Source organism: Paenibacillus sp. lzh-N1 (assembly GCF_002872435.1).
In the GTDB taxonomy this organism is placed as follows: Bacteria; Bacillota; Bacilli; order Paenibacillales; family Paenibacillaceae; genus Paenibacillus; species Paenibacillus polymyxa_C.
Genome location: NZ_CP025696.1, coordinates 64900 through 89852, shown reverse-complemented (window position 1 = coordinate 89852; position 24953 = coordinate 64900). Strand labels below are relative to the sequence as shown.

Sequence of the window (24953 nt, the reverse complement as noted above, 5' to 3'; positions counted from 1 at the left end):
TCTCTTCTTTTCAAACCCAGTCCTTCTTGCGGAAAATACAGAACATACTGACACCTAGTGCCACCATAATCCCAATGACGACAAAATAACCATAACGTGTATGAAGCTCAGGCATATTATCAAAGTTCATCCCATATATTCCGGTAATGACCGTCAACGGCATAAATACGGTTGTAATGGCGGTAAACACACGCATGATTTCATTAGCACGGTTGGCGATACTTGACTGATAAGCTTCTCTAAGGTTCCCCATCAAGTCGCGATAAGTTTCGAAAGTCTCCGAAATTTTCACAGCATTTTCATAAATGTCGCTAAAATATTTTTGTAGTTGATCGTCGATAAGTCGCAAATCCCGTTTGTTCAGGGTATTGATGACTTCCTTTTGCGGGCCGAGCACTTTTTTTAGCCATAAAATCTCACTGCGCAAGCCGATGATTTCGTTCAAGTGCGACTTTTTCGTATGCATTAGAATGTCTTCTTCCAGCTTTTCAATACGAACCTCAATCCGGTCACCAACCAGAAAATAGTTGTCAACGATCAAGTCGACCAACAGATACATAAAACGGTCAGGCTGGCTGACTTCCTGCTCCCACAGCATAGGCTTGAGAGTACGAAGCTCATTGATTTTCTGCTTGGTCACCGTAATGATAAAATGGCGGCCGAGAAAAATGTTCAAAGCACGCAAAAATATTTCTTCATCATCAAAACGAATACTATTTACAACGATAAAATAATGGCTTTCATAAATTTCAATCTTTGGACGCTGTTCTTCTTCACTTAAACAGTCCTCTACTGCAAGATCATGCATAGAAAATAAGGGCTGGAGCACTGTCAGATCCTCGACATCGGCATCAATCCAATAAAAGCCTTCTGCCGGTGCAGTGAGCGCCATTTCAATTTCTTCGACAGGGGTAAAAACCCCGTTGTTAACCAAACGGATTTTCATATATGTCACTCCTTATGCTCCGTCGTAACGGAAATACGTTTACCTTAAGCATAAGGAATGGACTCAGTTAGCCAGTTAGCCGGTTCGGGTAAGCGTGCATACCATCAAAAGCAGAAGGCTTTTGGAGCATACGGAGCCTGGCGTCCCGTCTTTCGGCAAGCTGAAGTCATTCCTATGCTGTTGTTCAGGGATCGCCGCCTATTCGGACTCGGGTCGCCTTCCATTCCGGATTCACCTCACAAATGTTCTTTTTTTAGGTTGCCACAGTATCGCAGAAAACACTCTAATCTACACTGCTGCACCATATTTTTGCCTATTAGCACTTGTATAGTATAACGCTCGGCCTACGGCCTTTCAAGCGCAAAATCATGGGCAAAATCAACAGCAGTCATATGAGCTTCTGCGACAGGGAGGATATGATTTAACCTATGGAAAAGGTAGACAAAATGTGAATGCAGGGCACAAATTTACAAGTCCATCTTGACGAAGCCCAGCCGATGCATTAAAGTGAACAACAAGAACTTTGTGAACCCAAAATGAATATAGCGAAATCTTATCAAGAGCAGGTGGAGGGACTAGCCCGATGATACCCGGCAACCGGCGATTTTTATCGCACGGTGCTAATTCTTGCAGGACTCGCGCTTTGTACAAAAAAGCGTAGCCCTGACAGATGAGAGAGGCGCATATGGATACAAATATGACCTTTCTCTAACTGAGAAAGGTCTTTTTATTATATGCTGGCATCTCTACCAGACGATTTTCGCACAACTTACCGATCAAGGAGTGAGTTTACATGCCGATTAAAATCCCAGACACGCTGCCTGCCAAGGAAGTGCTGGAGGGCGAAAATATTTTCGTAATGGATGAAAGCTTGGCTTATCATCAGGATATTCGTCCGTTGCGTATCGCCATTTTGAATTTAATGCCTACCAAGGAAACGACGGAAACCCAACTGTTACGCTTGGTCGGCAATACGCCGTTGCAAGTGGACGTTACGCTGGTGCATATGAAGTCTCATGTATCCAAAAATACATCGCAAGAATATTTGAACATGTTCTATAAAACGTTTGATGAGATCAAGAACAGTCGTTTTGACGGCATGGTCATTACAGGAGCACCGGTTGAACAGCTTGAGTTTGAGGATGTGAACTACTGGGAGGAGATCCGGCAAATCTTTGAATGGACGAAAACGAATGTAACTTCGACCATGCATATCTGTTGGGCCTCACAGGCAGGCTTATACCATCATTTCGATGTCCCTAAATACGGGCTCGACACCAAATGCTTTGGCGTATTTCCACACACCGTGATTAAACCTAAAGTGAAATTGCTACGCGGCTTTGATGAACTGTTTTATGCTCCTCACTCCAGACATACAGAAGTTCGGCGGGAAGATATTGATCATATTGCCGAATTAGAAGTCTTATCCGAATCCGAGGAAGCTGGAGTATACCTGGTAGCCACACTTGACGGTAAACAAATTTTTGTAACAGGGCATTCTGAATATGACCCGCTTTCACTTAAATGGGAATACGACCGCGATGTGGCCAAAGGACTGGATATTGACGTCCCCAAAAATTATTTTCCTAACGATGATCCTGAACGCATACCACCCTCTATCTGGCGAGCTCATGCTAATTTATTGTTTTCAAATTGGCTTAACTATTATGTATACCAAGAAACACCTTATGATATCGGACCTCAGATTTAAAAAGGGGCTTGTCGTTTACCCTTATACAGTAACACCTTGCAGTAGCGCAGCAGTATAGTCTTGGACATCCATTTTTGCAGCATATGTTATAGCACCTACTATGGAAGTGAACAGGAGGATTCATATGAGTGAGAAACAGTGGAAAATCGAAAGCAGATTGGCACAAATTGGTTCAATTGAGGAGCCAGTAACTGGGGCTGTTAATTACCCGATTTACCAATCTACGGCGTTCCGCCATCCCCGTCTGGGCCAAAGCACTGGGTTTGATTACATTCGGACGATTAATCCCACGCGAAAGGTACTGGAAGAGGCTGCTGCTGCACTTGAATCTGGTGATGCAGGCTTTGCTTGCAGCTCAGGTATGGCAGCGCTGCAAACTGTATTTGCATTGTTTGGACAGGGAGACCACCTCATTGTATCGCTGGATCTTTATGGCGGGACCTATCGTTTGCTAGAGCGTATTTTATCCAAATTTGGTGTGACCGCAAGCTATGTGGATACAAACGATCTTGAAGCACTCCAACAGTCATGTCGACCGAATACCAAAGCTGTATTCATAGAAACGCCTACAAACCCGTTAATGATGATAACTGATATTCAAGCGGTGGCTTCATGGGCATCACAACATGAGTTGCTTACTATTGTAGATAATACGCTGCTAACACCATATTTCCAGCGGCCATTGGAACTGGGTGCGGATATTGTGGTACATAGCGCAACTAAATATTTGGGCGGGCACAACGATGTGCTGGCAGGGTTGATTGTAACCAAAGGAAAAGAGCTGTCAGCTGAAATTTCCTTCCTGCACAATTCCATAGGGGCCGTGCTTTCCCCGAGCGACTGTTATCAGTTGATGAAGGGGATGAAGACGTTAGCTCTGCGCATGGATCGACATGAGCATAATGCAACGGTGTTGTCTAATTATTTACTGACGCATCCGGCAGTGGCGGAAGTATTTTACCCGGCGCTTGAAGGTCATCCGGGTCGTGAGATACAAAATAAACAATCCAGCGGAAACACAGGGATTTTCTCCTTTAAAGTAAAGGATGCTCGTTATGTGGAGCCTTTGCTTCGTCATATTAAGCTTATTGCGTTTGCCGAAAGTCTGGGCGGTGTGGAATCGCTAATGACTTATCCTGCTGTGCAGACACATGCGGACATACCGGCAGAAATTCGGGATGCAGTCGGGGTAGATGACAGGTTGCTTCGTTTCTCCGTAGGTATCGAGCATACAGATGACCTGATTGAAGATTTGCGTTCGGCACTGGAAGCGGCACGTCAAGAAGTAGAAGGAGGGGAGCAGCAATGATAGAGGATGCGAGGAAGATCGGAGAGGATCAGGACAAAGGGCGGAAATTCGCAACCAAGCTGCTGCATTTTGGCTCTGAAATTGACAGTGTTACAGGGGCATCGAGTGTCCCGATCTATCAAGCTTCGACCTTTCACCATCATGATATTTTTAATCCTCCACAGCATGATTATAGCCGCTCAGGTAATCCGACACGACAAGCTTTAGAAGATTATATCGCATTATTAGAAGGCGGAGCTTGCGGTTTTGCCTTTGCCTCTGGTATGGCTGCTATCTCCACTACATTTATGCTCTTATCGGCTGGTGATCATGTCATTGTTTCGGAGGACGTATATGGAGGAACATATCGACTGCTGACCTCCATCTTGAAACGGATGAATATCGAAACGACCTTCGTTGATATGACGGATCTCAACCTTGTGAAAGAGGCGTTGCAGGAAAATACAAGGGCTGTGTATATGGAAACCCCCTCTAATCCGACACTCAAAATTACCGATGTGGCAAGAATAACCTCTTGGGCAAGAGATAATGGGCTGTTGACGTTATTGGATAATACTTTTATGACACCTTATTATCAACGTCCGATTGAGCAGGGAGTCGATATTGTATTGCACAGTGCGACCAAGTTTTTAGGTGGACACAGTGATGTACTGGCAGGACTTGCGGTAGCTCGTACTGAATCATTGGGGAGACAAATCAAGCAGCTGCAGAATGGATTGGGTACCGTGCTGGCTCCGCAAGAGTCTTGGTTGCTTATGCGTGGGATGAAGACACTAGAGGCGCGTATGGCTCACAGCGAAAAAAGTGCAGCTAAGCTTGCAAACTGGCTAAACGAGCGCAATGACATTGAAGCGGTATACTATCCGGGTTTGGAGAACCATCCAGGGCGTGCAGTTCATGAGAGTCAATCGAGCGGTTATGGTGCAGTGATATCGTTTGATGTGGGTTCTGGTGAGCGTGCAAAAGAGGTCCTCAGTCGTGTACGTATTCCCATTGTGGCGGTGAGTCTGGGAGCTGTGGAAAGTATCTTGTCGTACCCAGCAATGATGTCACATGCGGCTATGCCGCAAAGTGTACGGTTGGAGCGCAGGATTACGGACGGTCTACTCCGTTTTTCCGTAGGTCTGGAGGACATTGATGACCTGATCCGTGATCTGGATGAGGCGTTGCGCTAGAACGTTAGCACATCCGCAGCAGCTTAACGTTATACGAAGGAAGCAAATAGGTACAGCTTTAAGCAGCAGGTTTCCGGTATTCAGGAGACTTGCTGTTTTCTATATGAATGACATGAAGGACAGTGTGAAAAAAGGCACTTTTCAGTCTAAGTATGGTTCCTTACCTAAAGATATGTTAGTATTATCATTAGGTTTTACTATGCTAAATAGCACAGACAACATACAAGGCTAGTCATGAACATACATTACGACAGGGTTCGAACGCAGGTTTGTGAAAGCATTCTCGTTCATAAGTCCTGTCTTTCATTTCGTCGCCCTGTGACAGCGAAGGAGGATACACCATGAGTGTAATCGACCATATTTTAGATAAAGCCCTACGCGGCGAACGCCTGAATTTAGAGGATACCGTTGCTTTGTTCGAATCAGACGAGGTTGAAAAAATAGGTCATGCGGCAAATAAAGTCATGAATCGCATGCATCCCGATCCCATAAAAACCTTTGTCATCGGACGAAATATTAATTATACGAACGTGTGTGACGTATACTGCCGCTTTTGCGCTTTTTACCGTAGACCGGGTTCCGATGAAGGTTATGTTTTGCCGGATGAGGTAATTTTTCAAAAAATTAAGGAAACGCAGGAAGTAGGTGGCACCGAAATCCTAATGCAAGGCGGTGTAAATCCAAATCTGCCGTTCAGCTATTATACCGATTTGCTAAAAGCTATTAAGGAACGTTTTCCCGATATCACGATGCACTCCTTCTCACCAGCTGAAATTCACAAAATGAAGGAAAAATCCGGTCTATCCATGGAGGAAACGATTCGGGCCATTCATGAAGCTGGGTTGGATTCGCTGCCAGGCGGAGGCGGAGAAATTTTGGACGACCGCACACGCCGCAAAATTAGCCGTCTCAAAGGCTCCTGGCGTGATTGGATGGATGTTATGCAAACAGCTCACAAGGTTGGGATGAACACGACAGCTACGATGGTTATCGGCTTTGGCGAGTTGATGGAGGAGCGTGCACTGCATTTGTTGCGTGTCCGTGATGCTCAGGACGAATGCATTGAAAACAAGTATAACTCTGAAGGATTTTTGGCCTTTATTCCATGGACCTTCCAACCAGACAACACCAACCTGAAGAAGGAACGCCAGACGCCAGAGGAGTATTTGAAAACTGTAGCGATCAGTCGTCTTGTTTTGGATAACATCAAGCATATCCAGTCTTCATGGGTAACCATGGGACCGGAAATCGGTAAAAAATCGCTGTACTACGGTTGCGATGATTTTGGCAGCACCATGATTGAGGAGAACGTAGTTTCCGCTGCAGGTGCAACGTATAAGGTCAACATTGAATCCATTTTACAGTTGATCCGTGAGACGGATCACATTCCGGCACAGCGCAATACCCGTTATGATATTATTCGTACTTTTGACAGTGCCAGCAGTATTGAGCATGACTTTATTATGCAAAATTAAGACCTGTTATTAGGCGCTATAACCAGAACGCTTATCTATCACTAATCCAATGGAGGGATTGATGTAGATAAGCGTTCTTTGTCGTCTGTTAGAAACAACAGAATGGCTTAGATGGGCGCAGGCTAGTCTCCTGCAAAGGACCGCCCTCTCCAAAGGTATACGGTCTATTTCGGTGAACAAATCTTTGAACTGCCACCGCCCTTGTAAGCGGCTGTTGCTAAAGAGTAGGGATGCTACAACATCCTTACTCTTTTTTAGTGTCTACATATTAGCTATATTTTATCATTATTGCCAATCCGCATGACAATGGAGTAAAAGCGTATTTTGGTTAATATATTGGGCTTTGCTACGTTTCCCAGCACTTCATATGCATGATCTCAGCCTGTGGGTCTGCCATTTGGATGACTGCCTTAAAGCGCTGCAAATCTAGAAGATGAACGCTGTAAACGATGACCATTTGTTCTTTTTTATCTGATTCACTTTTCAACATACCCTTTATCTGGGCAGAGCCTTCAATAGGTGTGCCGTGTAAACGCAACCTGCGATATATGGCATCTTCGACAGTTTGCTGTTTTTTGCTGACAATACAGACCGTGCGTCTCAGACCAGTAAACATCAGCCGGGTCGTTTCGTAAGCAGCGAGACAGGATAAGGCGGAATAGAGGGCTGGCTCCCATCCTAACACAAAGCCAGCCGTAATAAGCAGCAGGCCATTACACAACATTACAATCTGTATTAACGGGATTTTCCGATGGGTTAGTACCAAAGTGGATGGACGGCCATCGTCAGATTCGCTAAGTCCTAGTGAATCAAGCAGCCCCCCGTGACGAGCTGTCAGCGCTGCGCCAAGCCCAATACAGATTCCGCCTCCCAAAGCGCATACGACCGGATGGCCGCTCACTGCCGGAAAAGGCGAGAGAATGATGGCTGAGCCTGAAAAGGCAAACAAGCCGGGGAGTGCGCGAAGCAGCATGGGCTTGTGAGTAGACAAAGAATACAGCAGCATTAGTGGCAAGTTTAATACGAATAGCAGCAATCCAAAATGCTCCTGTGTGTAAAGCGACATGAGTCTGGAGATTCCTGTAACGCCTCCAGCGATCATATCGTGCGGATGTAAAAACAATTCCAGACCGACGGATGCCGTAATTCCGCCAATCACCGTATAAAAGACAGGGAACCTGCTCGCATCTCCTGAAGCGGGCTTCACAAGCCGCCTCATAGAGTTTCGGCATGTTTTACAGCGTGCGGCATAGCCTTCCCTCCTATGGATTGTCGTATCCAGCTTTTACAGTTACGCCGATTTGCTTTCTTCCTTTCGTAAACGAGGGTCCTTAAATTTGAATATTTTGTTTAGCATATTAAAGATAGGCTTTGACTGCTTTGTCAGAAGTGGTCCAAGAATTGCCAGTATGAGTACATAGATGGCTGCAAAAGGTTGAACAATATCAAGCAAACCGCCTTCTTTACCCAAGTTGGCCATGATGATCGAAAATTCGCCTCGCGCCACAATAGTCAAACCGATATTTGCGGATGCTTTGGGAGATAAGGACGCCGTACGCCCAGCCAGCATACCCGCCCAAATATTGCCAAATAGTGTGAGAAGGACTGCTGCCAGCGCAAGCCATATGGCGTTACCTCCTAATGACAGCGGATCAATGGACAGTCCGAAGCTGAAGAAGAACAGGGCACCGAAGAAATCACGGAAAGGAACAATTAAATGCTCAATCCGTTTGGCGTGTTCCGTTTCGGCCAGTACTAGACCAACCAGCAGGGCTCCAATAGCTTCCGCTACATGAATCGTTTCCGAAAAGCCAGCCACCAGAAACAGTGAGCCAAAAACAACAAGTCCGAATACCTCATTGGAGCGGATACGGAGAATCCGATTTAGCAGAGGGACGGCCTTTCGACCGATAATAATAACTGCAAGCATAAAGCCAAGCGCAATGAGTGCCGATAGCAGTACACCCCCGAGCGAGGAAGAATCGCTAAGAACCAATCCGGAGAGGATGGAGATGTAGACGGCGAGGAAAACATCCTCAAACATAATAATACCTAAAATCATTTCTGTTTCAGTATTAGCGGTACGCTTGAGATCGACCAGCACCTTGGCTGCAATAGCACTGGATGATATTGTCGTAATTCCGGCAATAACCAGTGTCTCTGCTATAGGAAAGCCGCTCAGGAAGCCCAGAGCCAGCCCCAGTGTAAAATTGATGCCAATATAAATGGTACCGCCTACAGCAATGGAACGACCTGATTTAATCAACCGACCTACTGAGAACTCCAACCCTAAGTAGAAGAGAAGAAACAGCACTCCGATTCTCCCCATAAAATCAATAAACGGGGCGCTTTCGATAAACCGAAAATCAAAATGCCATAGCTCCATCGCATGCGGTCCAACTGCCATTCCGATCAGAATATAAAAAGGGATGACCGAGAAGCGCAGTTTGGAGGATATCAGCCCGACTGCAGCGATTAGAGCAATAGCCAATCCAACCTCAAATACCAGATGATCCATCCAATCACCCGCTTCCGTTCATAAGGATTTGTTTAAAGCGTTTCTGCTGGTCACGTTCTCCAACAACAACTACAGTGGCATCATCGCTAATAATCACTTCAGGGCCAGGATTTACATACTTTTTTCCCTTTTTCTCCACAATGGCAATAACCGTGGCACCCGAATTTTGCCTTACATCCAGTTCCCCGATGGATTTGCCAACACTTGCATAGTGGGATTCCACTCTATACCATTCGATAATAAAATCGTCAAAAGTCATTTCTACACTTTCAAGCTGCTTGGGCTTATAAGTCATACCACCGATGATAGAGGCTACCAATCGTGCTTCCTGATCATTCAGGGTTGTCATAGAAATGCTTTGTTCCAGATCCTCGTAATCAAAGTGATATAGTTCACGTCTGCCATCATCATGAATAATAATGACAATTCGGTCACCACTCTCCGCATCTATTCGATACTTAATTCCGATTCCTGGCAAAATAGACTCTCGAATATCCATTTATAAAGCCTCCTGTATAATACGTTTATTTAAGTGAATGATATGGGAAATAAATCACATACTTTGGGAATGACATGATAAAATTAGAATTTATCAATTTTTAAATAAAAAATAGAAAATTAAATTTTACGCATTAGATGAATAGGAAAAGTTAGCAAAGAGACAAGCAATTGTGGTGATATGCATGCTAAAAGGAGGTTAAGCCACATAACTAGAGGTGAATTTGATGGGGAATAAGAATAATTGCTTCTTTAGCTTACAGATGACAGGAATAAAAGGCAGACGTAGCTTAGGAATTCTCATGAGCAGCACAAGCGCTATCAAAATGACAAAGGGAAGTGATTTAGCCGCAGCAATCACCAGATGAAGTAACGGGGAGGATTTGCGTACCGCTGGTTTGGAATGATGTTCCAGACCGTGAGAATCCGTTTCTAACGAAGTAGCCTCAGCCTGAGGCATAAGTGAAGAACCTAAAGTAAATTGAAGGGATTGAGTGGTATCTTCCGCGTGAAACGTCACAGGGAGGGACAAAATCTGAACGAGGCTCAATATGACGATCATGAATGTACGCAGCATGTTCAGCATCGTTGACATCTTATCTCCTCCCTCTTGTGAAAAATTCATATCACTATAACCTTAACATACCCCACCCTAAATATTCAAACGGCTTTCGTTTTTTACCTAATCACGGTAATTGTTTATAACACGCTTCACGTCTCTTTGAAACCTGATCAGCCTCTTTTGCATATGTCTTTCTGTTTCCAGTCGTTCACTTCGTATAACCCTTCGGAGGCCGCCATATACTGAAAGCAGTGATCGAAAGGAGTGAGCCAATGGAACTGTTTACAGTGTGGACCAATACAGACGGAGATCAAGAAACCGACCGTTTTTACGAAGTGGTCAAAAGTAGAACCAAGGGACTACATATGTCACGGCGCGGATTTCGATTCACTTTCAGACAGCTGGACAACAAAGTGGCATGGACCTGCAAGGGCACTGAAAGCAATTCGGCGTTTGAAAGCTTTCTTCCCTGTGTATACAGCATCATGTCTTCGGCAATAGCGGATTATATTATCGAAGTCAGGGAGTGGAGGATACTCAATCATATTCTCAACAAAGCCTGCTCGTTGCTGGAGAAAGAGGACGTTGAACAAATTCGTAGTATGATTCGCTCACTGTTAAATGATGATGGTCCCCGAGGACGTTTAAAGCGTCATGGTAAGCTGACCACTCTCCTGGAAAAGGACTTCAAGGAGCTTCGTGTGATCAATTTGGAAGGGCTTATTCAATTCAGACTGCATGCGTATAAAAAAGAGCTTGAAGAAATCGTTGACTATGCCATGGAAGAATTCTGGGCAGATCGGCAATACGAAGAATTTATGGGGCTGCTTAAATATTTTGTGTTTTTTCAGGAAAGCAAAGTTCCACTCGTGCATGTACTTCACCAAGGGGGGCATGATTTTACCATTCTCGATAGTGCCATGGTACCCATACCGACTCCTGATGCAGATGATATTATTGTGGAAATGCCCGGTATTGAACTGGAGATGGAGGTTGAAGATCGAATCGTCAGTACCCTTATTTCGATATCTCCTGCTTCCATTATATTGCACACAGACGATGAGCACACCCCTATTGTGCGGACGCTCCTGCATATTTTTGAAGATAAAGTGAAGCTAAGCAGACTTTATCCGGGGCAGGATGTTCAAAAATAATCAATAGTTCGTATAAACCCATGGATTTCTGGAAAGCCTTTGCCTCAAGGGGAGGTTTTTTATGAGATCCATGTTGGTATGGAAACGGGTTTTGGGAGCCATGTTAATCGCAATTTGTCTGGTATTGCCCGGCAATGAGGTTTACGGTCACAAAGAACCGGTCCAGCATAAGAAATGGCAGTCTGCACCTGTTTTGGCTCCACGCGAAGAGCAGGTTATTACGACCATGACGGTCACGGCAACAGGATATACAGCAGGCTATGAATCCACTGGCAAACGGCCGAATCATCCCGGTTACGGTATTACGTATTCCGGTGTAAAAGTGCGTCGTGACAAAAATACACTGTCCACGATTGCGGCTGATCCGAAGATGTTTCCTTTGGGCAGCATATTGTACATTCCAGGTTACGGCTACGGGATTGTAGCAGATACAGGTTCAGCGATTAAGGGCAATAAAATTGACTTGTATTTTAAAACAATCCGGCAGGTGTATTCTGAATGGGGCAAGAAAGATGTGGATGTTCAAATCATAAAAAAAGGAAACGGAAAATGTACAGAAAAAATGATAAAATCGCTGCAAAAGGCGATAGAAACGCATAAGACCATTCCGCCCGAGACACTGGATGCTTCCATATAATCCTTGAATATTGTTTTTCCTGACTTCACATACTATGTTTCGGGATGAGCTTATCCCGCAAACCATACTGGGAGGTTGAGGAATATGCTAAATCAAGGCGGAAGTTCTTTCACGAACAAAGGCTTCAAGGCAAACACAGGAAATCAGTTCAAAGCGGAATTTGCACAAGATGATACGGTAGGCGTTGTTTCTCAAAAGGTAAAGCAGTCTGAACAAAATAAAATTCAAGACAACTTCCAAACACCAAATGAGAAGTATGACGAAGAATTTGCGACAGATCAAGGCGGTACAAGTGCAGTAGCGCAAAAAGTTCAAAACTCCAGTCGCAGCAAAATTCAAAGCAATGCACAAACACCGAACGAAAAGTTCGACGAGAACTTTAACACAAAATAAAAAAGCATACTCAACACGAAATGCTCCGGATTGAATTCCGGAGCATTTCGCGTTGAGTAAAAGTGGCTAGATACAATAGGTCTGAGGTTTTATCTCCTTTTTAATTTTTTTTAAGGTGGAATTAAGGTTTAAAGTGCAAAATAAAGTCAGTTAAACAACACCACCTTGAAGCATAGGGTTTGGGAGGAGATATACAATGGACGAATTTAAAAATAATAATTCCGGGCGCCGGAACGACAATGATCAGGTTGATAACGATAAAGCAACTCGGCAAAACGATTCAAACGGTTCCTCATATTATTATTCCTATGGCCCTTTTTCCTCAGTGCAGTCGGACGGACAACGCAGGGAAGGGCAGTCGGTGGAGGACGTTGAGATTACGCCACCACAGGCAGTGAGACCGCTTCCTTCCTCTTATCAACGTGCTATGCCTGAGCAACAGGATGGTTCTGGTCGGAATAGTGGAAACTGGCAATTTAAACCCAATAAGCCCAAGTCGCAGGTAAAAACGATCTTATTATCTTTTTTAGCCGGAATGCTGGTCATTACGGTATTGATGTATACAGCTGACCGAACCAATATGTTCACACCGGAGACAGCGTTGACTTCGGCGGCAGCTGAAAGCGGAGAAACGACGAATTCGGGAACCACTAACTCGTCTCCAAGCGCAGTTCCAGCTGTGATGCCTTCAGGTACGGCTGATGTTCAATCTGTTGTGGCCAAGGCTGGTCCGGCAGTCGTCAAAATTGAAACGCTTGCCAAGCAATCGAGTGCTGGCAGCGGCAGACAAAGCAGCCCTTATTACAATGACCCGCTGTATCAATACTTTTTCGGTAATCAGTATGGCGATAGTGGCAGCAGCGGCAATAGTAACGAAAATGAAGGTAGCAACAGTGGACAGCTGACTCCGCTGGGTATTGGTTCCGGTTTTATTTTTGATAAATCGGGTTACGTCCTGACCAACAACCATGTTGTGGAAGGCGCGAGTGTGGTTCAGGTTACAGTAGAAGGAACCAACAAGCCTTACGAAGCCAAGGTCTTGGGCAAAAATGCAGATCTAGATTTGGCAGTTCTTAAAATTGAAGGAAAAAATAACTTCCCTACCGTAACCTTGGGAGACTCCGATAACGCTAAAGTCGGCGAGTGGATGGTTGCAATCGGTAACCCAGAAGGCTTTGAACATTCAGTAACAGCCGGTGTGCTAAGTGCGAAAGAGCGTACTATCACCATTAACAGTGAATCAACTGGAAAACCGACGCAATACAAGCATCTCATTCAGACGGATGCCTCCATTAATCCTGGTAACTCTGGCGGACCGTTGTTAAATCTTCAAGGGCAGGTTATCGGTATGAACGTAGCTGTTAGTGCAGATGCACAGGGGATCGGGTTTGCGATTCCGTCCAATACGATTTTGGAAGTCGTCGATAAGCTGAAAAATAACCAACCTATTCCGAAAGAACCTGTACCTTTCATTGGTGCAAGTCTGCTAAACTTGAGCCCTGAAGTAGCCAAGGAATTGGGTACATCTCTGACCGAAGGCTCGGTTGTTCGGGATATTATATACAAATCACCAGCTTATCAGGCCGATCTGCGTCCTTACGATGTAATTATCGGAGCCAATGGCACGCCTTATAGCACATCACAGGAGTTAATTCAATTTATCCAAAAACAAAAAGTGGGTACAGCACTTACGCTTAACATCGAACGAGCCGGGCAGAAAAAAGATATTCAGCTGAAAATAGGCAACAAAAATGATTTTAGCTCGACTCTTCAGCAGTAGGAGAATAACTCTAAAAATTGAACATGAACGTAAGAAACGGAAGGAAGACGCCCCTTCCGTTTCTTGCTGTATGCGGTGGCAAGATGCTACACGCGTCTACTCCTGCTACAATAGAGGGAAAAGAAGAAGAGATAAAGGAGTTTGATCGTGTATGCGTTCTACTATTCTGATCATTGATGACGATGAAAAAATCGTATCCATGCTGCGCAGAGGGCTGGCTTTTGAAGGATATGAAGTGCTGACAGCCACCAATGGAGCAGAGGGATTAAATAAAATGCTAACAGCTGAGCCTGATTTGGTCGTACTGGATGTAATGATGCCGCAGGTCGATGGTTTTGAGGTTTGCCGGCGTATGCGAGAGGGAGGAAGCACGGTACCTGTCCTAATGCTTACAGCCAAGGATGAGGTGGAGAACCGGGTGAAGGGTCTGGATCTGGGGGCTGATGATTATCTCGTGAAGCCGTTTGCTCTGGAGGAGTTGCTGGCACGAGTGCGAGCGCTTTTGCGGCGTAAAACTGAACAGCAGGACAATAATGGGAATCGGCTTACCTTCGAGGATTTACAACTGGATAATGAATCGCGTGAAGTGGTTCGTGGTGGCAAACGCTTGGAACTGACGGCCAAAGAATTTGAACTGCTCCATTTGTTCATGCAAAACCCGAAACGCGTTCTGTCGCGTGATCTGATTATGGATAAAATTTGGGGCTATGACTATAGCGGGGAATCGAATGTGCTGGAAGTATATATTGCCATGTTGCGACAAAAAACCGAGCAGGATGGTGGCAAACGGCTTATTCGTACAATTCGGGGAGCTGGCTATATTTTAAGAGGTGATGTGTAATATGTCTATTCGGTGGCGGCTGACAGCTTGGTATTCGAGCATCTTGGCTATAGTGCTTGTCATTTTTGGTCTGGCTATTTACGGACTAGTATATTACTACACATATAATGAAGTGAAAAGTCAGCTTATGACTCAGGCGCCACAGATTAACAAGCAATTACGCCTTATTATAAAAGGGGGATTGTTTGAGGTCCCTAACCTGGATCTTGGATTGGAGCAGGGGCGTGGAATAGATGACTCACAGCTATATGTTCAAATTTATAATTATACGTCCGGTGTAACTAAAACGACCCAAAATATGAAAGACCTTAGTATCACCTTCCCTGTTCCGTCTACAGCGGCAGGAGCAGTTCAAAATGAGGGAGTTCGGCGTGTGAACGTAAATGGTGATTCCTTTATGATTTATCAACAGTCGATCAAATCCGAGGAATTGGGCTTGGTGGTCGGGCTGCTACAGGTAGGGCAATTCACGGGCTCTCAGGACCGACTCATGAACAGGTTACAAAATGTGCTTGTGTACGGTTCATTATTTGCCTTACTCGCTGCTGCGACCTCTGGTCTCTTCCTGGCTCGCAAATCTATGAAGCCGCTGGTTAAGGTCATTGAGGGGGCCAATCAGATTCAATCGAGTAATGATTTGAGTGTTCGGATTGAATATGACGGTCCGCCAGATGAAATTGGACAATTGATCGGGACGGTTAACAACATGCTGGGGCGTACAGAAGTGTTCTACAAGGAACTTGAAGATGCATATGGTGCGCAGCGCCGCTTTGTGGCCGATGCTTCCCATGAACTGCGCACACCCTTGACGACGATTCGTGGCAACGTTGATTTTCTGCTCAAAATGTGGACTACTGAACCGGGCGAGCGACCGAATATGGATGAAGCCATGATTCGCGAGCTTTCCATGGAGGCGCTGAATGACATGGCGGATGAAGGCAAACGAATGAGTCGCTTGGTGAGCGATATGTTGTCACTCGCAAGAGCGGACACAGGGAAAACGTTCGATAAGATGCCTGTTGCGCTGGAGCCGCTCGTAAACGAGGTTGCTCGTCGTGCTCAGTTTTTGGAGCGAACGGCCGAATGGAATGTAGGCGACTTTTCGTTGTTGAATGGTATTTATATGGACGGAAGCAAAGATTATTTGCAGCAAATGCTATTCATTTTCATTGATAATGCTTTTAAGTATACACCTGAAGGCACAGTCCGATTTGATGCAATTGTATATCAGGGACAGGTGGGGCTACGGATCAGTGATACAGGCATTGGTATGGACAAAAGTGAGGTTCCCTTTATTTTTGACCGGTTTTACCGGGCAGATGAGTCACGCGGCGTGACAGAGGGAATTGGCTTGGGATTATCGATTGCCAAGTGGATTATTGATGAACATCAGGGGTCTGTGGAAGTGGTTACGCGCCAAGGAGAAGGAACGACCTTTGTCATTTGGCTTCCAGTCAGCTTTTCCGCGCCTTTGGAATAGGCTATAATAGGAGGGGAACTACATCATAGAATTGGCCGGTAGAGGCATAAAAGCCCACAGCTGTCCCGTTATTGGAGCTGTATACTGTGTCGAAGAAAGTGGGGGCTATTTTTGGAGGTACTCAGAATTTCGCCCCGGGGTTACTGCTACGGCGTAGTCGATGCCATGGTATTGGCTCGTCAGGCAGCCAGAAATTTGGATTTACCCCGGCCTATTTATATACTAGGCATGATTGTTCATAACAGTCATGTTACCAATTCCTTTGAAGACGAAGGGATCATTACATTGGACGGACCGAACCGCATGGAGATTTTAAGCCAGGTAGAGAGTGGTACTGTCATCTTCACTGCTCATGGCGTATCACCAGAGGTTCGCAAGCTGGCACGGGATAAGGGATTGACTACGGTTGACGCAACCTGTCCTGACGTGACGAAGACACATGATCTGATTCGGGAGAAGTCAGCCGAAGGCTATCAGATTGTTTATATTGGCAAAAAGAATCATCCAGAGCCAGAGGGAGCTATCGGTATTGCTCCTGACCATGTTCATCTGATTGAAAAGGAAGAAGAGATTGACGGTCTTACACTGTCAGCAGACAAAATCCTGATTACGAACCAGACAACCATGAGTCAATGGGACATCAAGCACATTATGAAGAAGTTGCTGGAGAAGTACCCAGGTGCCGAGATACACAATGAAATCTGTTTGGCAACGCAGGTACGTCAGGAAGCGGTAGCTGAGCAGGCAGGACAGGCGGATCTGGTAATTGTAGTCGGTGACCCGCGAAGCAACAATTCCAACCGATTGGCTCAGGTGTCGGAGGAAATAGCTGGTACCACGGCTTATCGTATTTCTGATATAACCGAGCTGAAGAGGGAGTGGCTTGAGGGCGTAGCCAAAGTAGCTGTGACCTCCGGGGCTTCAACACCTACGCTGATTACCAAAGAGGTCATTACGTATTTGGAACAGTATGATGCGGATAACCCGGAAACATGGGAGATTCGGCGAACCATTGATATGAAAAAACTGTTGCCTCCTGTACGAGAAAAGTCAAAAACGACGAAATAGTATGTGATTGATTATAGCCGTTATTCGGATACAAACGTCCGGGTAGCGGCTTTTTTTAAACTGTTTAAGTGCCGATATTATCCAATTAGACCAGCTACACTAATTCAAAAAAAATAGAACAAGTCGGGATAATTAAGCCTTGACGAGTCGAGCTAAAACAGGTATAGTTGCTTTAACGAATAAAAGCTTAAAAGCGAACAAGCGTCTAAGTGTCATAATATCATCTATGTGATTGTAAAATATGGTTTTTAGAGAGGGAGAAAAAAATGATCGTTATCGCTGGTGTTCAAACACCTGAAGAACATATTCAAGCTATTGTTGAAGTTATTGAAAAAGAAGGATTGCAGGCTCATGTATCGCGAGGATCGGATCGTACGATTATCGGGCTGATTGGAAGCGTAGAGCCGAAGCTGGCAGAACATCTACGCCAAATGAAGGGTGTAGAAAATGTGGTTAAAATTTCGAAGTCCTACAAATTGGCCAGCCGTGATTTTCATCCGGAAAATACGGTGATCTCCATCAAAGGTGTAAATATAGGCGGGGGCGAGCTTGTCGTTATGGGGGGACCATGTGCTGTTGAGTCTGCTGCACAGATCGATGAAATTGCCGGATTGGTCAAAGCTGCAGGAGCGCAAGTCCTTCGTGGAGGTGCTTTTAAGCCGCGTACAGGGCCATACAGCTTCCAAGGAACGGGTGTAGAAGGTTTAATCATGATGGCTGAGGCGGGTCAGAAGCACGATCTCTTGACCATCACAGAGGTCATGACACCTGAATACGTAGACATCTGCGCGGAATACGCCGATATTCTGCAAGTAGGTACACGTAATATGCAAAACTTTGATCTTCTGCGCAAGCTGGGTACTTGCGGCAAGCCAGTATTGCTCAAGCGCGGTTTCAGCTCGACTTATGACGAGTTCTTGAATGCTGCTGAGTACATCTTGGCAGGCGGCAATCCGAATGTTATGTTGTGTGAGCGCGGTATCCGTACATTCGAAACTTACACGAGAAATACGCTCGATTTGTCCGCGATCCCTGTTTTGCAACAGTTGAGCCATTTACCGGTCATTTCCGATCCTAGCCATGGCACAGGTAGACGTGAACTGGTTGTTCCTATGACGAAGGCTTCGGTAGCTGCCGGAGCGGATGGTTTAATTATTGAGATGCATACAGACCCTGACAACTCGATGACGGGTGATGGTGTACAGTCCCTATTCCCGGATCAATTTGCAGATTTACTAAAAGATTTAGAACTGTTAGCCCCTGCAATTGGGAAAACATTCCACACGCCTAGTGCCGTATCTAAAAACTAATTATTAACATTAATGCATAAAAGTTTTGCCGCAATGCAGTAAATGAGAGTAAAATCACCAAAAAGCCCGATGTTTCGGGCTTTTTGTATTGTTTAAATGTTATCAAGGGCGTAAGCATATCTGACATTAGTTTAAAAAATACCTTACATAGCTATTGACCCGTGTCATGTTTGAGATTTATAATGACGACAGAAAAAAACATTCGATCATGAACATTTCAGGGTTGTATAAGACTTAATGTTCGGAAAAATTGGGAGGAAGAAGACATGTCCGTTGAAAACGTATTGAAAACAATTCAAGAAAATAATATTGAGTGGGTAGATTTTCGTTTTGTAGATTTGTCTGGTCGTGCTCACCATATTTCGTTGCCAGCTTCCGAAGTAGATGAAGAAACATTTGTTAACGGTGTTGCTTTCGACGGTTCTTCCATTCCCGGCTATCGTGGCATTGAGGAATCCGACATGGTTATGCTGCCCGATCCAGAAGCGGTTTTTATCGACCCTTTCACTCAGCATCCTACACTGAATATCCTGTGTGACATTGCTACGCCAGACGGCGAAAAATATGACCGTGATCCTCGTGGCATTGCTAAAAAAGCTGAGGAATTTCTGCAATCCGCAGGAGTGGGCACAGCGGCATTCTTTGCACCTGAATCTGAATTTTTCATCTTTGATGATGTTCGCTACGAAAGTGGCATGAACAGCTCCTCCTTCTTCGTAGATTCTGAGGAAGCAGCTTGGAACACGAACCGCAAGGAAGAAGGCGGCAACCTGGGCTTTAAAGTGGGAGTGAAGGGCGGCTATGTACCTGTAGCACCAGTAGACACCCAACAAGACATTCGTAGTGAAATGTGCCGTTTGCTTGAAGAAGCAGGTCTGAGAATTGAGCGCCATCACCATGAGGTGGCTACAGCAGGCCAAGCGGAAATCAACTTCCGTTTTGATACACTCAAGAAAACAGCAGATAACCTGCTCGTTTATAAATACATTGTACACAACACAGCTCGTCAATATGGTAAAGTGGCAACATTCATGCCGAAACCAATTTTCGGGGACAACGGAAGTGGTATGCACGTTCACCAATCTATTTTTGACGGCGATACTCCTTTGTTCTACGAAAAAGGTGGTTATGCTAATCTGAGCGAAATGGCTCTTCATTACATTGGTGGTATTCTGTACCACGCACCTGCGTTGATCGCTTTGACCAACCCAAGCACCAACTCGTTCAAACGTCTCGTTCCTGGTTACGAAGCGCCGGTTAACCTGGTATTCTCCAAAGGTAACCGTTCTGCGGCTGTACGTATTCCAGTAGCGGCTGTTACTCCTAAAGGCTGTCGGATCGAGTTCCGTACACCGGACTCCACAGCTAACCCTTACCTTGCCTTCTCAGCAATGCTGATGGCGGGTCTGGATGGCATCAAGCGCAAACTGAACCCAATCGAATTGGGCTATGGTCCACTCGACACTAACATCTATGAGCTGTCTGATGCTGAAAAAGGCAAAATCCGCAGTGTACCTGGTACACTGGATGAAGCTCTGGACGCTCTGGAAGCCGATTACGAATTCCTGACTGAGGGCGGCGTATTTACGAAGGACTTTATTGATAACTATGTAGAGTTCAAACGTTCTGAAGCTAAATCGGTGAATATCCGTGTTCATCCACATGAATACAGCTTGTATTTTGACTGCTAATACTACATCGATAGCATAGCTGCTTTTGAATAACGCTCATTAGCCTGCGGGGAATAGTTGTTGTTCAAGATAGGTCTCCGGTCTTACGCCGGAGACCTTTTACCATTAAGAAGAATATTACAAAATGAAGATGTTAAATATATTAACATTCACAGCTTTGTCACATCGTAAAGGAATTCGGAAACATTTTTATACAAGTCTTGAACGCATTTATGAATACTGCTATCATAGCGATAATATCCACACCAGAGTAGAGAAGGGATGGGAAATTGTTGAGTAAGAGAGCCTACAATTTTAATGCAGGACCGGCGGCATTGCCGCTTAAAGTACTTGAACGTGTACAAGCTGAATTCGTAGATTTCCAGGGGACAGGGATGTCCATCATGGAAATGTCTCACCGTGGAGCCGTGTATGAATCTGTTCATAATGAGGCGCAGGAACGTCTGTTATCTCTGCTGGGCAACCCACAAGGCTACAAGGTGTTGTTCCTCCAAGGGGGCGCAAGTACGCAGTTTGCCATGCTGCCTTTAAATTTCTTGAGTGAAGGGCAGATCGGAAGCTATGTAATGACAGGTAGCTGGTCGGACAAGGCATATAAAGAAGCTAAGCTATTGGGCAAGGCTCATATTGCCGCCTCCTCCGCTGATGAGAAATACATGCGTCTTCCAAATGTGGATTCCTTGGACTTGCCTGAGAATACTGCATATGTGCATATGACGTCCAATGAGACGATTGAAGGTACACAATTTAAGCAATTCCCGGATACGGGTTCCGTACCGCTGATTGTGGACATGTCCAGTGATATTTTTTGCAAACCTTTTGATGTTACTCAATTTGGATTGATTTATGCTGGTGCGCAAAAAAATCTGGGACCTTCTGGTGTAACGGTCGTGGTTGCCCGTGAAGAGCTACTGGCTTCCTCACCAGGTCATATTCCTACAATGCTGCGTTACAGTACTTATCAAAAGAATAACTCTCTCTACAATACTCCCCCATCTTTTGCCATATACATGGTGAATGAAGTGCTCAAATGGATCCAGGAGGAAGGCGGTTTAGAAGGCATCGAGCGTGTGAATCAGCAGAAAGCTGCTCTGCTATACGACCGTATTGACAGAAGCGAAGGCTTCTATCGTGGCTGTGTGGACAGCGCTGATCGTTCTATTATGAACGTAACCTTCCGCCTTGCAAATGAGGATCTGGAAAAACAATTTATTAAAGAATCCGAACAAGCCGGTTTCATCGGATTGAAGGGGCATCGCAGTGTAGGAGGGCTTCGCGCCTCGATCTACAATGCGGTTCCACTGGAGAACTGTCAAGCATTAGCCGAGTTTATGGATGGATTTAAGCAACGTAACAGTTGATTACACAGACATATATTTCGATACACGATATTTGAAATCGAAAAGTAAAAATAAAGCCTTCCCTGAATGTGTATAGGGGAAGGCTTTTAGTGGTGTAGGGAAAATGATATTTTTTTGTCGTTTGATGTCTATATCCCTCTGATTTTGTTAAAATGAAGAGAGTGCATGCTTTCAGCGTACACATTTTGGTTAGACTTTAGGTTATTTGTCTGATGAATTTAATGATGAAAGGAATGAAAAACTGATGCCATTACATATTGTGCTTGTCGAGCCGGAAATTCCAGCTAACACAGGGAATATTGCCAGAACATGTGCTGCAACCGGAACTCATCTGCATCTGGTTAAGCCACTGGGTTTTCGTACCGATGATGCTACGTTAAAACGGGCTGGGCTTGATTATTGGTATGCTGTCCACATTGAGTATCACGAGTCTTTTGCTGAAGTACAAGAGAAATATCAAGCAGGTCGCTTTTTTTATGCGACGACAAAGGCAAAACAGCAGTATAGTGATATTGAATTTCAGGATGGAGACTTTTTGGTATTTGGTAAAGAAACGAAAGGTTTGCCTCCTGAGCTGCTAGCTGCTAATCCTGATACATGTATCAAGATGCCAATGTCAGATAAAGTAAGATCTCTAAACTTGTCGAATTCCGCTGCGATTATTGTATATGAAGCGCTGAGACAATTGGATTTTCCAGGTTTATCGTAATAAACATCAATCGATCAAGTATAAATGCGAATAAAGAACCAGGACCTTAGTTGCTGATAAAAGTTGCACTATTATTGCTCGAAAGTACATGACAGTAGAGCTTGAATAAAGGATATATGGTCATAAATTTGCGGAAATTCTCTGTGAAAGCTAATGATAATTAGCTTTCCGGTCGATAAAAATATTATAGACATTCTGTACCATACTTTGATATGGTTCATGATTTTATGAAAAAATGTAATAAAATTTCCTGCGATCAGCAGGATTCGACAAAAAGACAGCGAATACTACATAAAGAATAGTGTCTTTGTACCTAGTTTTTCGCCTGGAAAGAAAATTGAAAGCTAATACTCAATAGGAGAGGTGTACGATCACGATGAAACCTGCCGGTGTGGTACGTAAAGTTGATCAGTTGGGGAGAATAGTTCTGCCTAAGTCACTACGTAAAAGATATCAAATGAATGAGGGAGATCCTGTCGAAATTTTGGTTCAGGGCGACCATATTATTTTGGAGCGTTATCGTCCAAAATGTGTATTCTGCGGCTCAATAGAACAAGTGAACGATTTCAAAGAACGTTATATTTGTGCTCAATGCCTGACAGAAATGACACAGTACTCCTCCTAAATGAGGCAAAAGCATCACGACATTCGTTCGTGATGCTTTTTTTCGGATAGAGCTATGCCTGAACAGCATATATTTAATTGGATAGTAAACTACACATAACTATTTATAGAACAAAAAATGAGTAGGGACTGGACGCAAATTACCATCTGACGGTTTGTTTACGATTCGGCCGTTTAGTATAAGGGACGAGGAACCGCCGCCGTCCAAATTATAAGCATCTTGAACACCCAGATTGAACATCTTCCCTTGGAGTTCTTCGAGCGTTGCACCTGAACCCCCGCTTTCATTGTAGCCGTCTACGACAATAATGAGCAACTGATCATCTTTATAGTTGCCAATGACTGTACGTGGAGCCCGCTTGGGAGAGACTTTCCATTTGTCAGGAATAGGCACTTTTTGTCCCCTTTGTAACAGAACGGGAACGAAGGTAGCTCCAAAGGCAGGTTTTAAGCTGTCAAGAGCACCTTGATTGTAAAATTTGCCCCCAATAAGCTTGCCGTCATTACTCAATCCAACGAATGACAAGTCCTTGAAACTTGACTGAAAGCCAGTAAGGTAGCGGCCGTTCAAGACAGTAGTGCTTAATGGATAGCGTTTGCCGTCTCCATCGGCAAAGCCGCCTGCGTTGATGCCTGCAATAGCTCCGTGTCTCAAGACTGCACGCATGGTCGTTTCTGAGCCACCCAACTTGTCATTTCCCAAAGACATTTTCATTGCCGTAGGATCTTTAAGTTTGACTTTCATAGCGTATCCGTGATAAATTCCCGGGTTTACTTTAAATAATTCAATGGTAATCCGGTTGCTATCTACCTGGTAATAGGGAACACCCAGTTTGGCAGTGATGCGACGATTATAGATAACCGCGGGTCGCTTGGACTGCGCAGAGGCAGTCACGACAAGCTGATTCATCGTTTGGGTCGTTTGTTTGTAGAGCTCAGACGTCCGGCGAATCGTAGATAAGGTATACGTTGCTGTTTGCTTGGCTTCATCAAGCTGCTTGCCTACTGATTGCGCTTGTAGAGTGATTTCGGCTTTTTGCAGACTCGGAGATGTAGATTTAGGAAAGCTCAAAGGGGGATGCACTAACAAAATACACCCTAACAAACCGATAAAAGGAGCAAGGGCCAACATAAAGAACCGGTTTACTAGCTTTGTATCTACATTCATTTTAGCAAGTCCATTTTTTTCTGAAGTGTATTGAGTTGCTGCTTGACTTCATTTAATTGAGTATACAGTTTATTGCTATTATCGGTCTTGTTATTGGCATTATCCTTTGTAAAGGTCAGTAGTTCGTTGAAGGACTGAACTTTGCCCTGCAATCCGCTAACTTCCTTGGAAAGTGCAGTCAGTTGCTTTTCATAGTCGGATTTGAGTGCCTGAATCTGTTGGTCTGTATGGGTTTGCATTTCGTTTAGCATTTGCTGCTTCAAGTGATTGCTATACAGATAGGTTGCGAGAGCACCTAGTATAATAAGAATGAACCAAAATAGCAGAAAAGTCTTTACGGGCAACCCCTTTCTTGAATTGCTCCGCCGGGCTTCGGCAGGAGGACGTTCAGGTGAAGCTTGCATGCGATTTTCAACTCCCGTGTAAATTCAAATTTCCAGTCTTTATTTGCAGTACCAATTCTATCATGGGCCTATTTATTTCGCAAAAGCGAAATAGTCATATAAAAATATTGGAAAAAGAGATTGCATCGGAAGGAAGTCC

Annotated in this window: 23 protein-coding genes and 1 riboswitch; of the genes, 16 read left to right on the top strand and 7 right to left on the bottom strand. The window is 44.6% G+C overall.

Features of this window, described 5'->3' with window-relative positions; genetic code table 11:
* Nucleotides 1-10 precede the first annotated feature (10 nt).
* Nucleotides 11-946 (bottom strand): magnesium/cobalt transporter CorA, encoded by a 936-nt coding sequence (gene corA / locus C0638_RS00430; protein ID WP_013370115.1) that lies wholly within the window; start codon nt 944-946, stop codon nt 11-13.
* Between the two features lie 550 nt (nt 947-1496).
* A riboswitch (SAM riboswitch) is annotated at nt 1497-1623 on the top strand.
* A gap of 116 nt (nt 1624-1739) precedes the next feature.
* Here corA and metA point away from each other — a divergent pair.
* The 4 genes from metA (at nt 1740) to mqnC (ending at nt 6616) form a co-directional block, all read left to right on the top strand.
* Nucleotides 1740-2657: a homoserine O-acetyltransferase MetA gene (gene metA, locus C0638_RS00425; RefSeq protein WP_013370117.1), complete on the top strand. Its 918-nt coding sequence runs from the start codon at nt 1740-1742 to the stop codon at nt 2655-2657.
* 124 nt (nt 2658-2781) lie between these two features.
* Entirely contained in the window at nt 2782-3966 is a 1185-nt protein-coding gene (locus C0638_RS00420) for a PLP-dependent transferase (RefSeq protein WP_013370118.1), read from the top strand.
* A complete protein-coding gene (locus C0638_RS00415) occupies nt 3963-5141 on the top strand; it encodes an aminotransferase class V-fold PLP-dependent enzyme (RefSeq protein ID WP_058711776.1) in 1179 nt (392 codons plus the stop codon). The genes C0638_RS00420 and C0638_RS00415 overlap by 4 nt, the downstream gene beginning before the upstream one ends.
* Before the next feature lie 341 nt (nt 5142-5482).
* Nucleotides 5483-6616 (top strand): cyclic dehypoxanthinyl futalosine synthase, encoded by a 1134-nt coding sequence (gene mqnC / locus C0638_RS00410; protein ID WP_058711777.1) that lies wholly within the window; start codon nt 5483-5485, stop codon nt 6614-6616.
* A gap of 346 nt (nt 6617-6962) precedes the next feature.
* Here the strand turns inward: mqnC and C0638_RS00405 are convergent, their stop codons facing one another.
* From C0638_RS00405 to C0638_RS00390, 4 genes are all read right to left on the bottom strand, one after another.
* The gene (locus C0638_RS00405) at nt 6963-7823 is read right to left on the bottom strand and encodes a YitT family protein (RefSeq protein ID WP_058711778.1); all 861 of its coding nucleotides are present in this window, start codon (nt 7821-7823) and stop codon (nt 6963-6965) included.
* 84 nt (nt 7824-7907) lie between these two features.
* The gene (locus C0638_RS00400) at nt 7908-9134 is read right to left on the bottom strand and encodes a cation:proton antiporter (RefSeq protein WP_058711779.1); all 1227 of its coding nucleotides are present in this window, start codon (nt 9132-9134) and stop codon (nt 7908-7910) included.
* 4 nt (nt 9135-9138) lie between these two features.
* Nucleotides 9139-9633, bottom strand: coding sequence for a cation:proton antiporter regulatory subunit (locus C0638_RS00395; RefSeq protein ID WP_017426654.1), 495 nt, complete (start codon nt 9631-9633; stop codon nt 9139-9141).
* Between the two features lie 198 nt (nt 9634-9831).
* A complete protein-coding gene (locus C0638_RS00390) occupies nt 9832-10227 on the bottom strand; it encodes a hypothetical protein (protein ID WP_058711780.1) in 396 nt (131 codons plus the stop codon).
* 239 nt (nt 10228-10466) lie between these two features.
* Here C0638_RS00390 and C0638_RS00385 point away from each other — a divergent pair, with 239 nt between their 5' ends.
* From C0638_RS00385 to C0638_RS00330, 12 genes are all read left to right on the top strand, one after another.
* On the top strand, nt 10467-11348 hold the full coding sequence (locus C0638_RS00385) for a putative sporulation protein YtxC (protein WP_040101779.1): 882 nt from the start codon (nt 10467-10469) through the stop codon (nt 11346-11348).
* Between the two features lie 61 nt (nt 11349-11409).
* Nucleotides 11410-11985 (top strand): 3D domain-containing protein, encoded by a 576-nt coding sequence (locus C0638_RS00380; RefSeq protein WP_013370126.1) that lies wholly within the window; start codon nt 11410-11412, stop codon nt 11983-11985.
* Nucleotides 11986-12069: 84 nt separating this feature from the next.
* Nucleotides 12070-12378: a hypothetical protein gene (locus tag C0638_RS00375; RefSeq protein ID WP_058711781.1), complete on the top strand. Its 309-nt coding sequence runs from the start codon at nt 12070-12072 to the stop codon at nt 12376-12378.
* Nucleotides 12379-12574: 196 nt separating this feature from the next.
* Complete coding sequence (locus C0638_RS00370) at nt 12575-14158, top strand: S1C family serine protease (protein ID WP_025676389.1); 1584 nt, start codon at nt 12575-12577, stop codon at nt 14156-14158.
* Nucleotides 14159-14309: 151 nt separating this feature from the next.
* Nucleotides 14310-14999 (top strand): response regulator transcription factor, encoded by a 690-nt coding sequence (locus C0638_RS00365; RefSeq protein WP_013370129.1) that lies wholly within the window; start codon nt 14310-14312, stop codon nt 14997-14999.
* Nucleotide 15000: 1 nt separating this feature from the next.
* Nucleotides 15001-16479 (top strand): sensor histidine kinase, encoded by a 1479-nt coding sequence (locus tag C0638_RS00360; protein WP_013370130.1) that lies wholly within the window; start codon nt 15001-15003, stop codon nt 16477-16479.
* Between the two features lie 111 nt (nt 16480-16590).
* Nucleotides 16591-17547, top strand: a complete 957-nt coding sequence (locus tag C0638_RS00355; protein ID WP_014599573.1) for a 4-hydroxy-3-methylbut-2-enyl diphosphate reductase — start codon at nt 16591-16593, stop codon at nt 17545-17547.
* Nucleotides 17548-17813: 266 nt separating this feature from the next.
* A complete protein-coding gene (gene aroF, locus C0638_RS00350) occupies nt 17814-18857 on the top strand; it encodes a 3-deoxy-7-phosphoheptulonate synthase (protein ID WP_025676390.1) in 1044 nt (347 codons plus the stop codon).
* 266 nt (nt 18858-19123) lie between these two features.
* Complete coding sequence (gene glnA / locus C0638_RS00345) at nt 19124-20548, top strand: type I glutamate--ammonia ligase (RefSeq protein ID WP_013370134.1); 1425 nt, start codon at nt 19124-19126, stop codon at nt 20546-20548.
* A gap of 269 nt (nt 20549-20817) precedes the next feature.
* Complete coding sequence (gene serC / locus C0638_RS00340) at nt 20818-21909, top strand: 3-phosphoserine/phosphohydroxythreonine transaminase (RefSeq protein ID WP_082689659.1); 1092 nt, start codon at nt 20818-20820, stop codon at nt 21907-21909.
* Nucleotides 21910-22153: 244 nt separating this feature from the next.
* The gene (trmL, locus tag C0638_RS00335) at nt 22154-22618 is read left to right on the top strand and encodes a tRNA (uridine(34)/cytosine(34)/5-carboxymethylaminomethyluridine(34)-2'-O)-methyltransferase TrmL (protein ID WP_025676392.1); all 465 of its coding nucleotides are present in this window, start codon (nt 22154-22156) and stop codon (nt 22616-22618) included.
* 376 nt (nt 22619-22994) lie between these two features.
* Entirely contained in the window at nt 22995-23243 is a 249-nt protein-coding gene (locus C0638_RS00330) for an AbrB/MazE/SpoVT family DNA-binding domain-containing protein (protein ID WP_014599574.1), read from the top strand.
* 99 nt (nt 23244-23342) lie between these two features.
* On the opposite strand, the gene C0638_RS00325 is transcribed toward C0638_RS00330, so the two are convergent.
* On the bottom strand, nt 23343-24410 hold the full coding sequence (locus tag C0638_RS00325) for a phosphodiester glycosidase family protein (RefSeq protein WP_058711782.1): 1068 nt from the start codon (nt 24408-24410) through the stop codon (nt 23343-23345).
* Nucleotides 24407-24814 carry a hypothetical protein gene (locus C0638_RS00320; RefSeq protein WP_013370140.1) on the bottom strand — a complete coding sequence of 136 codons (408 nt, stop codon included), beginning with the start codon at nt 24812-24814 and terminating at the stop codon, nt 24407-24409. The genes C0638_RS00325 and C0638_RS00320 overlap by 4 nt, the downstream gene beginning before the upstream one ends.
* Nucleotides 24815-24953 lie beyond the last annotated feature (139 nt).

Coding starts and splice junctions, on each gene's coding strand:
- C0638_RS00400 (WP_058711779.1), bottom strand. CDS start 9,134: ATGGATCATCTGGTATTTGAGGTTGGATTGGCTATTGCTCTAATCGCT.
- aroF (WP_025676390.1), top strand. CDS start 17,814: ATGATCGTTATCGCTGGTGTTCAAACACCTGAAGAACATATTCAAGCT.
- corA (WP_013370115.1), bottom strand. CDS start 946: ATGAAAATCCGTTTGGTTAACAACGGGGTTTTTACCCCTGTCGAAGAA.
- C0638_RS00420 (WP_013370118.1), top strand. CDS start 2,782: ATGAGTGAGAAACAGTGGAAAATCGAAAGCAGATTGGCACAAATTGGT.
- C0638_RS00390 (WP_058711780.1), bottom strand. CDS start 10,227: ATGTCAACGATGCTGAACATGCTGCGTACATTCATGATCGTCATATTG.
- C0638_RS00415 (WP_058711776.1), top strand. CDS start 3,963: ATGATAGAGGATGCGAGGAAGATCGGAGAGGATCAGGACAAAGGGCGG.
- glnA (WP_013370134.1), top strand. CDS start 19,124: ATGTCCGTTGAAAACGTATTGAAAACAATTCAAGAAAATAATATTGAG.
- C0638_RS00395 (WP_017426654.1), bottom strand. CDS start 9,633: ATGGATATTCGAGAGTCTATTTTGCCAGGAATCGGAATTAAGTATCGA.
- C0638_RS00330 (WP_014599574.1), top strand. CDS start 22,995: ATGAAACCTGCCGGTGTGGTACGTAAAGTTGATCAGTTGGGGAGAATA.
- C0638_RS00380 (WP_013370126.1), top strand. CDS start 11,410: ATGAGATCCATGTTGGTATGGAAACGGGTTTTGGGAGCCATGTTAATC.
- C0638_RS00360 (WP_013370130.1), top strand. CDS start 15,001: ATGTCTATTCGGTGGCGGCTGACAGCTTGGTATTCGAGCATCTTGGCT.
- C0638_RS00375 (WP_058711781.1), top strand. CDS start 12,070: ATGCTAAATCAAGGCGGAAGTTCTTTCACGAACAAAGGCTTCAAGGCA.
- C0638_RS00365 (WP_013370129.1), top strand. CDS start 14,310: ATGCGTTCTACTATTCTGATCATTGATGACGATGAAAAAATCGTATCC.
- C0638_RS00370 (WP_025676389.1), top strand. CDS start 12,575: ATGGACGAATTTAAAAATAATAATTCCGGGCGCCGGAACGACAATGAT.
- C0638_RS00320 (WP_013370140.1), bottom strand. CDS start 24,814: ATGCAAGCTTCACCTGAACGTCCTCCTGCCGAAGCCCGGCGGAGCAAT.
- metA (WP_013370117.1), top strand. CDS start 1,740: ATGCCGATTAAAATCCCAGACACGCTGCCTGCCAAGGAAGTGCTGGAG.
- mqnC (WP_058711777.1), top strand. CDS start 5,483: ATGAGTGTAATCGACCATATTTTAGATAAAGCCCTACGCGGCGAACGC.
- trmL (WP_025676392.1), top strand. CDS start 22,154: ATGCCATTACATATTGTGCTTGTCGAGCCGGAAATTCCAGCTAACACA.
- C0638_RS00325 (WP_058711782.1), bottom strand. CDS start 24,410: ATGAATGTAGATACAAAGCTAGTAAACCGGTTCTTTATGTTGGCCCTT.
- C0638_RS00385 (WP_040101779.1), top strand. CDS start 10,467: ATGGAACTGTTTACAGTGTGGACCAATACAGACGGAGATCAAGAAACC.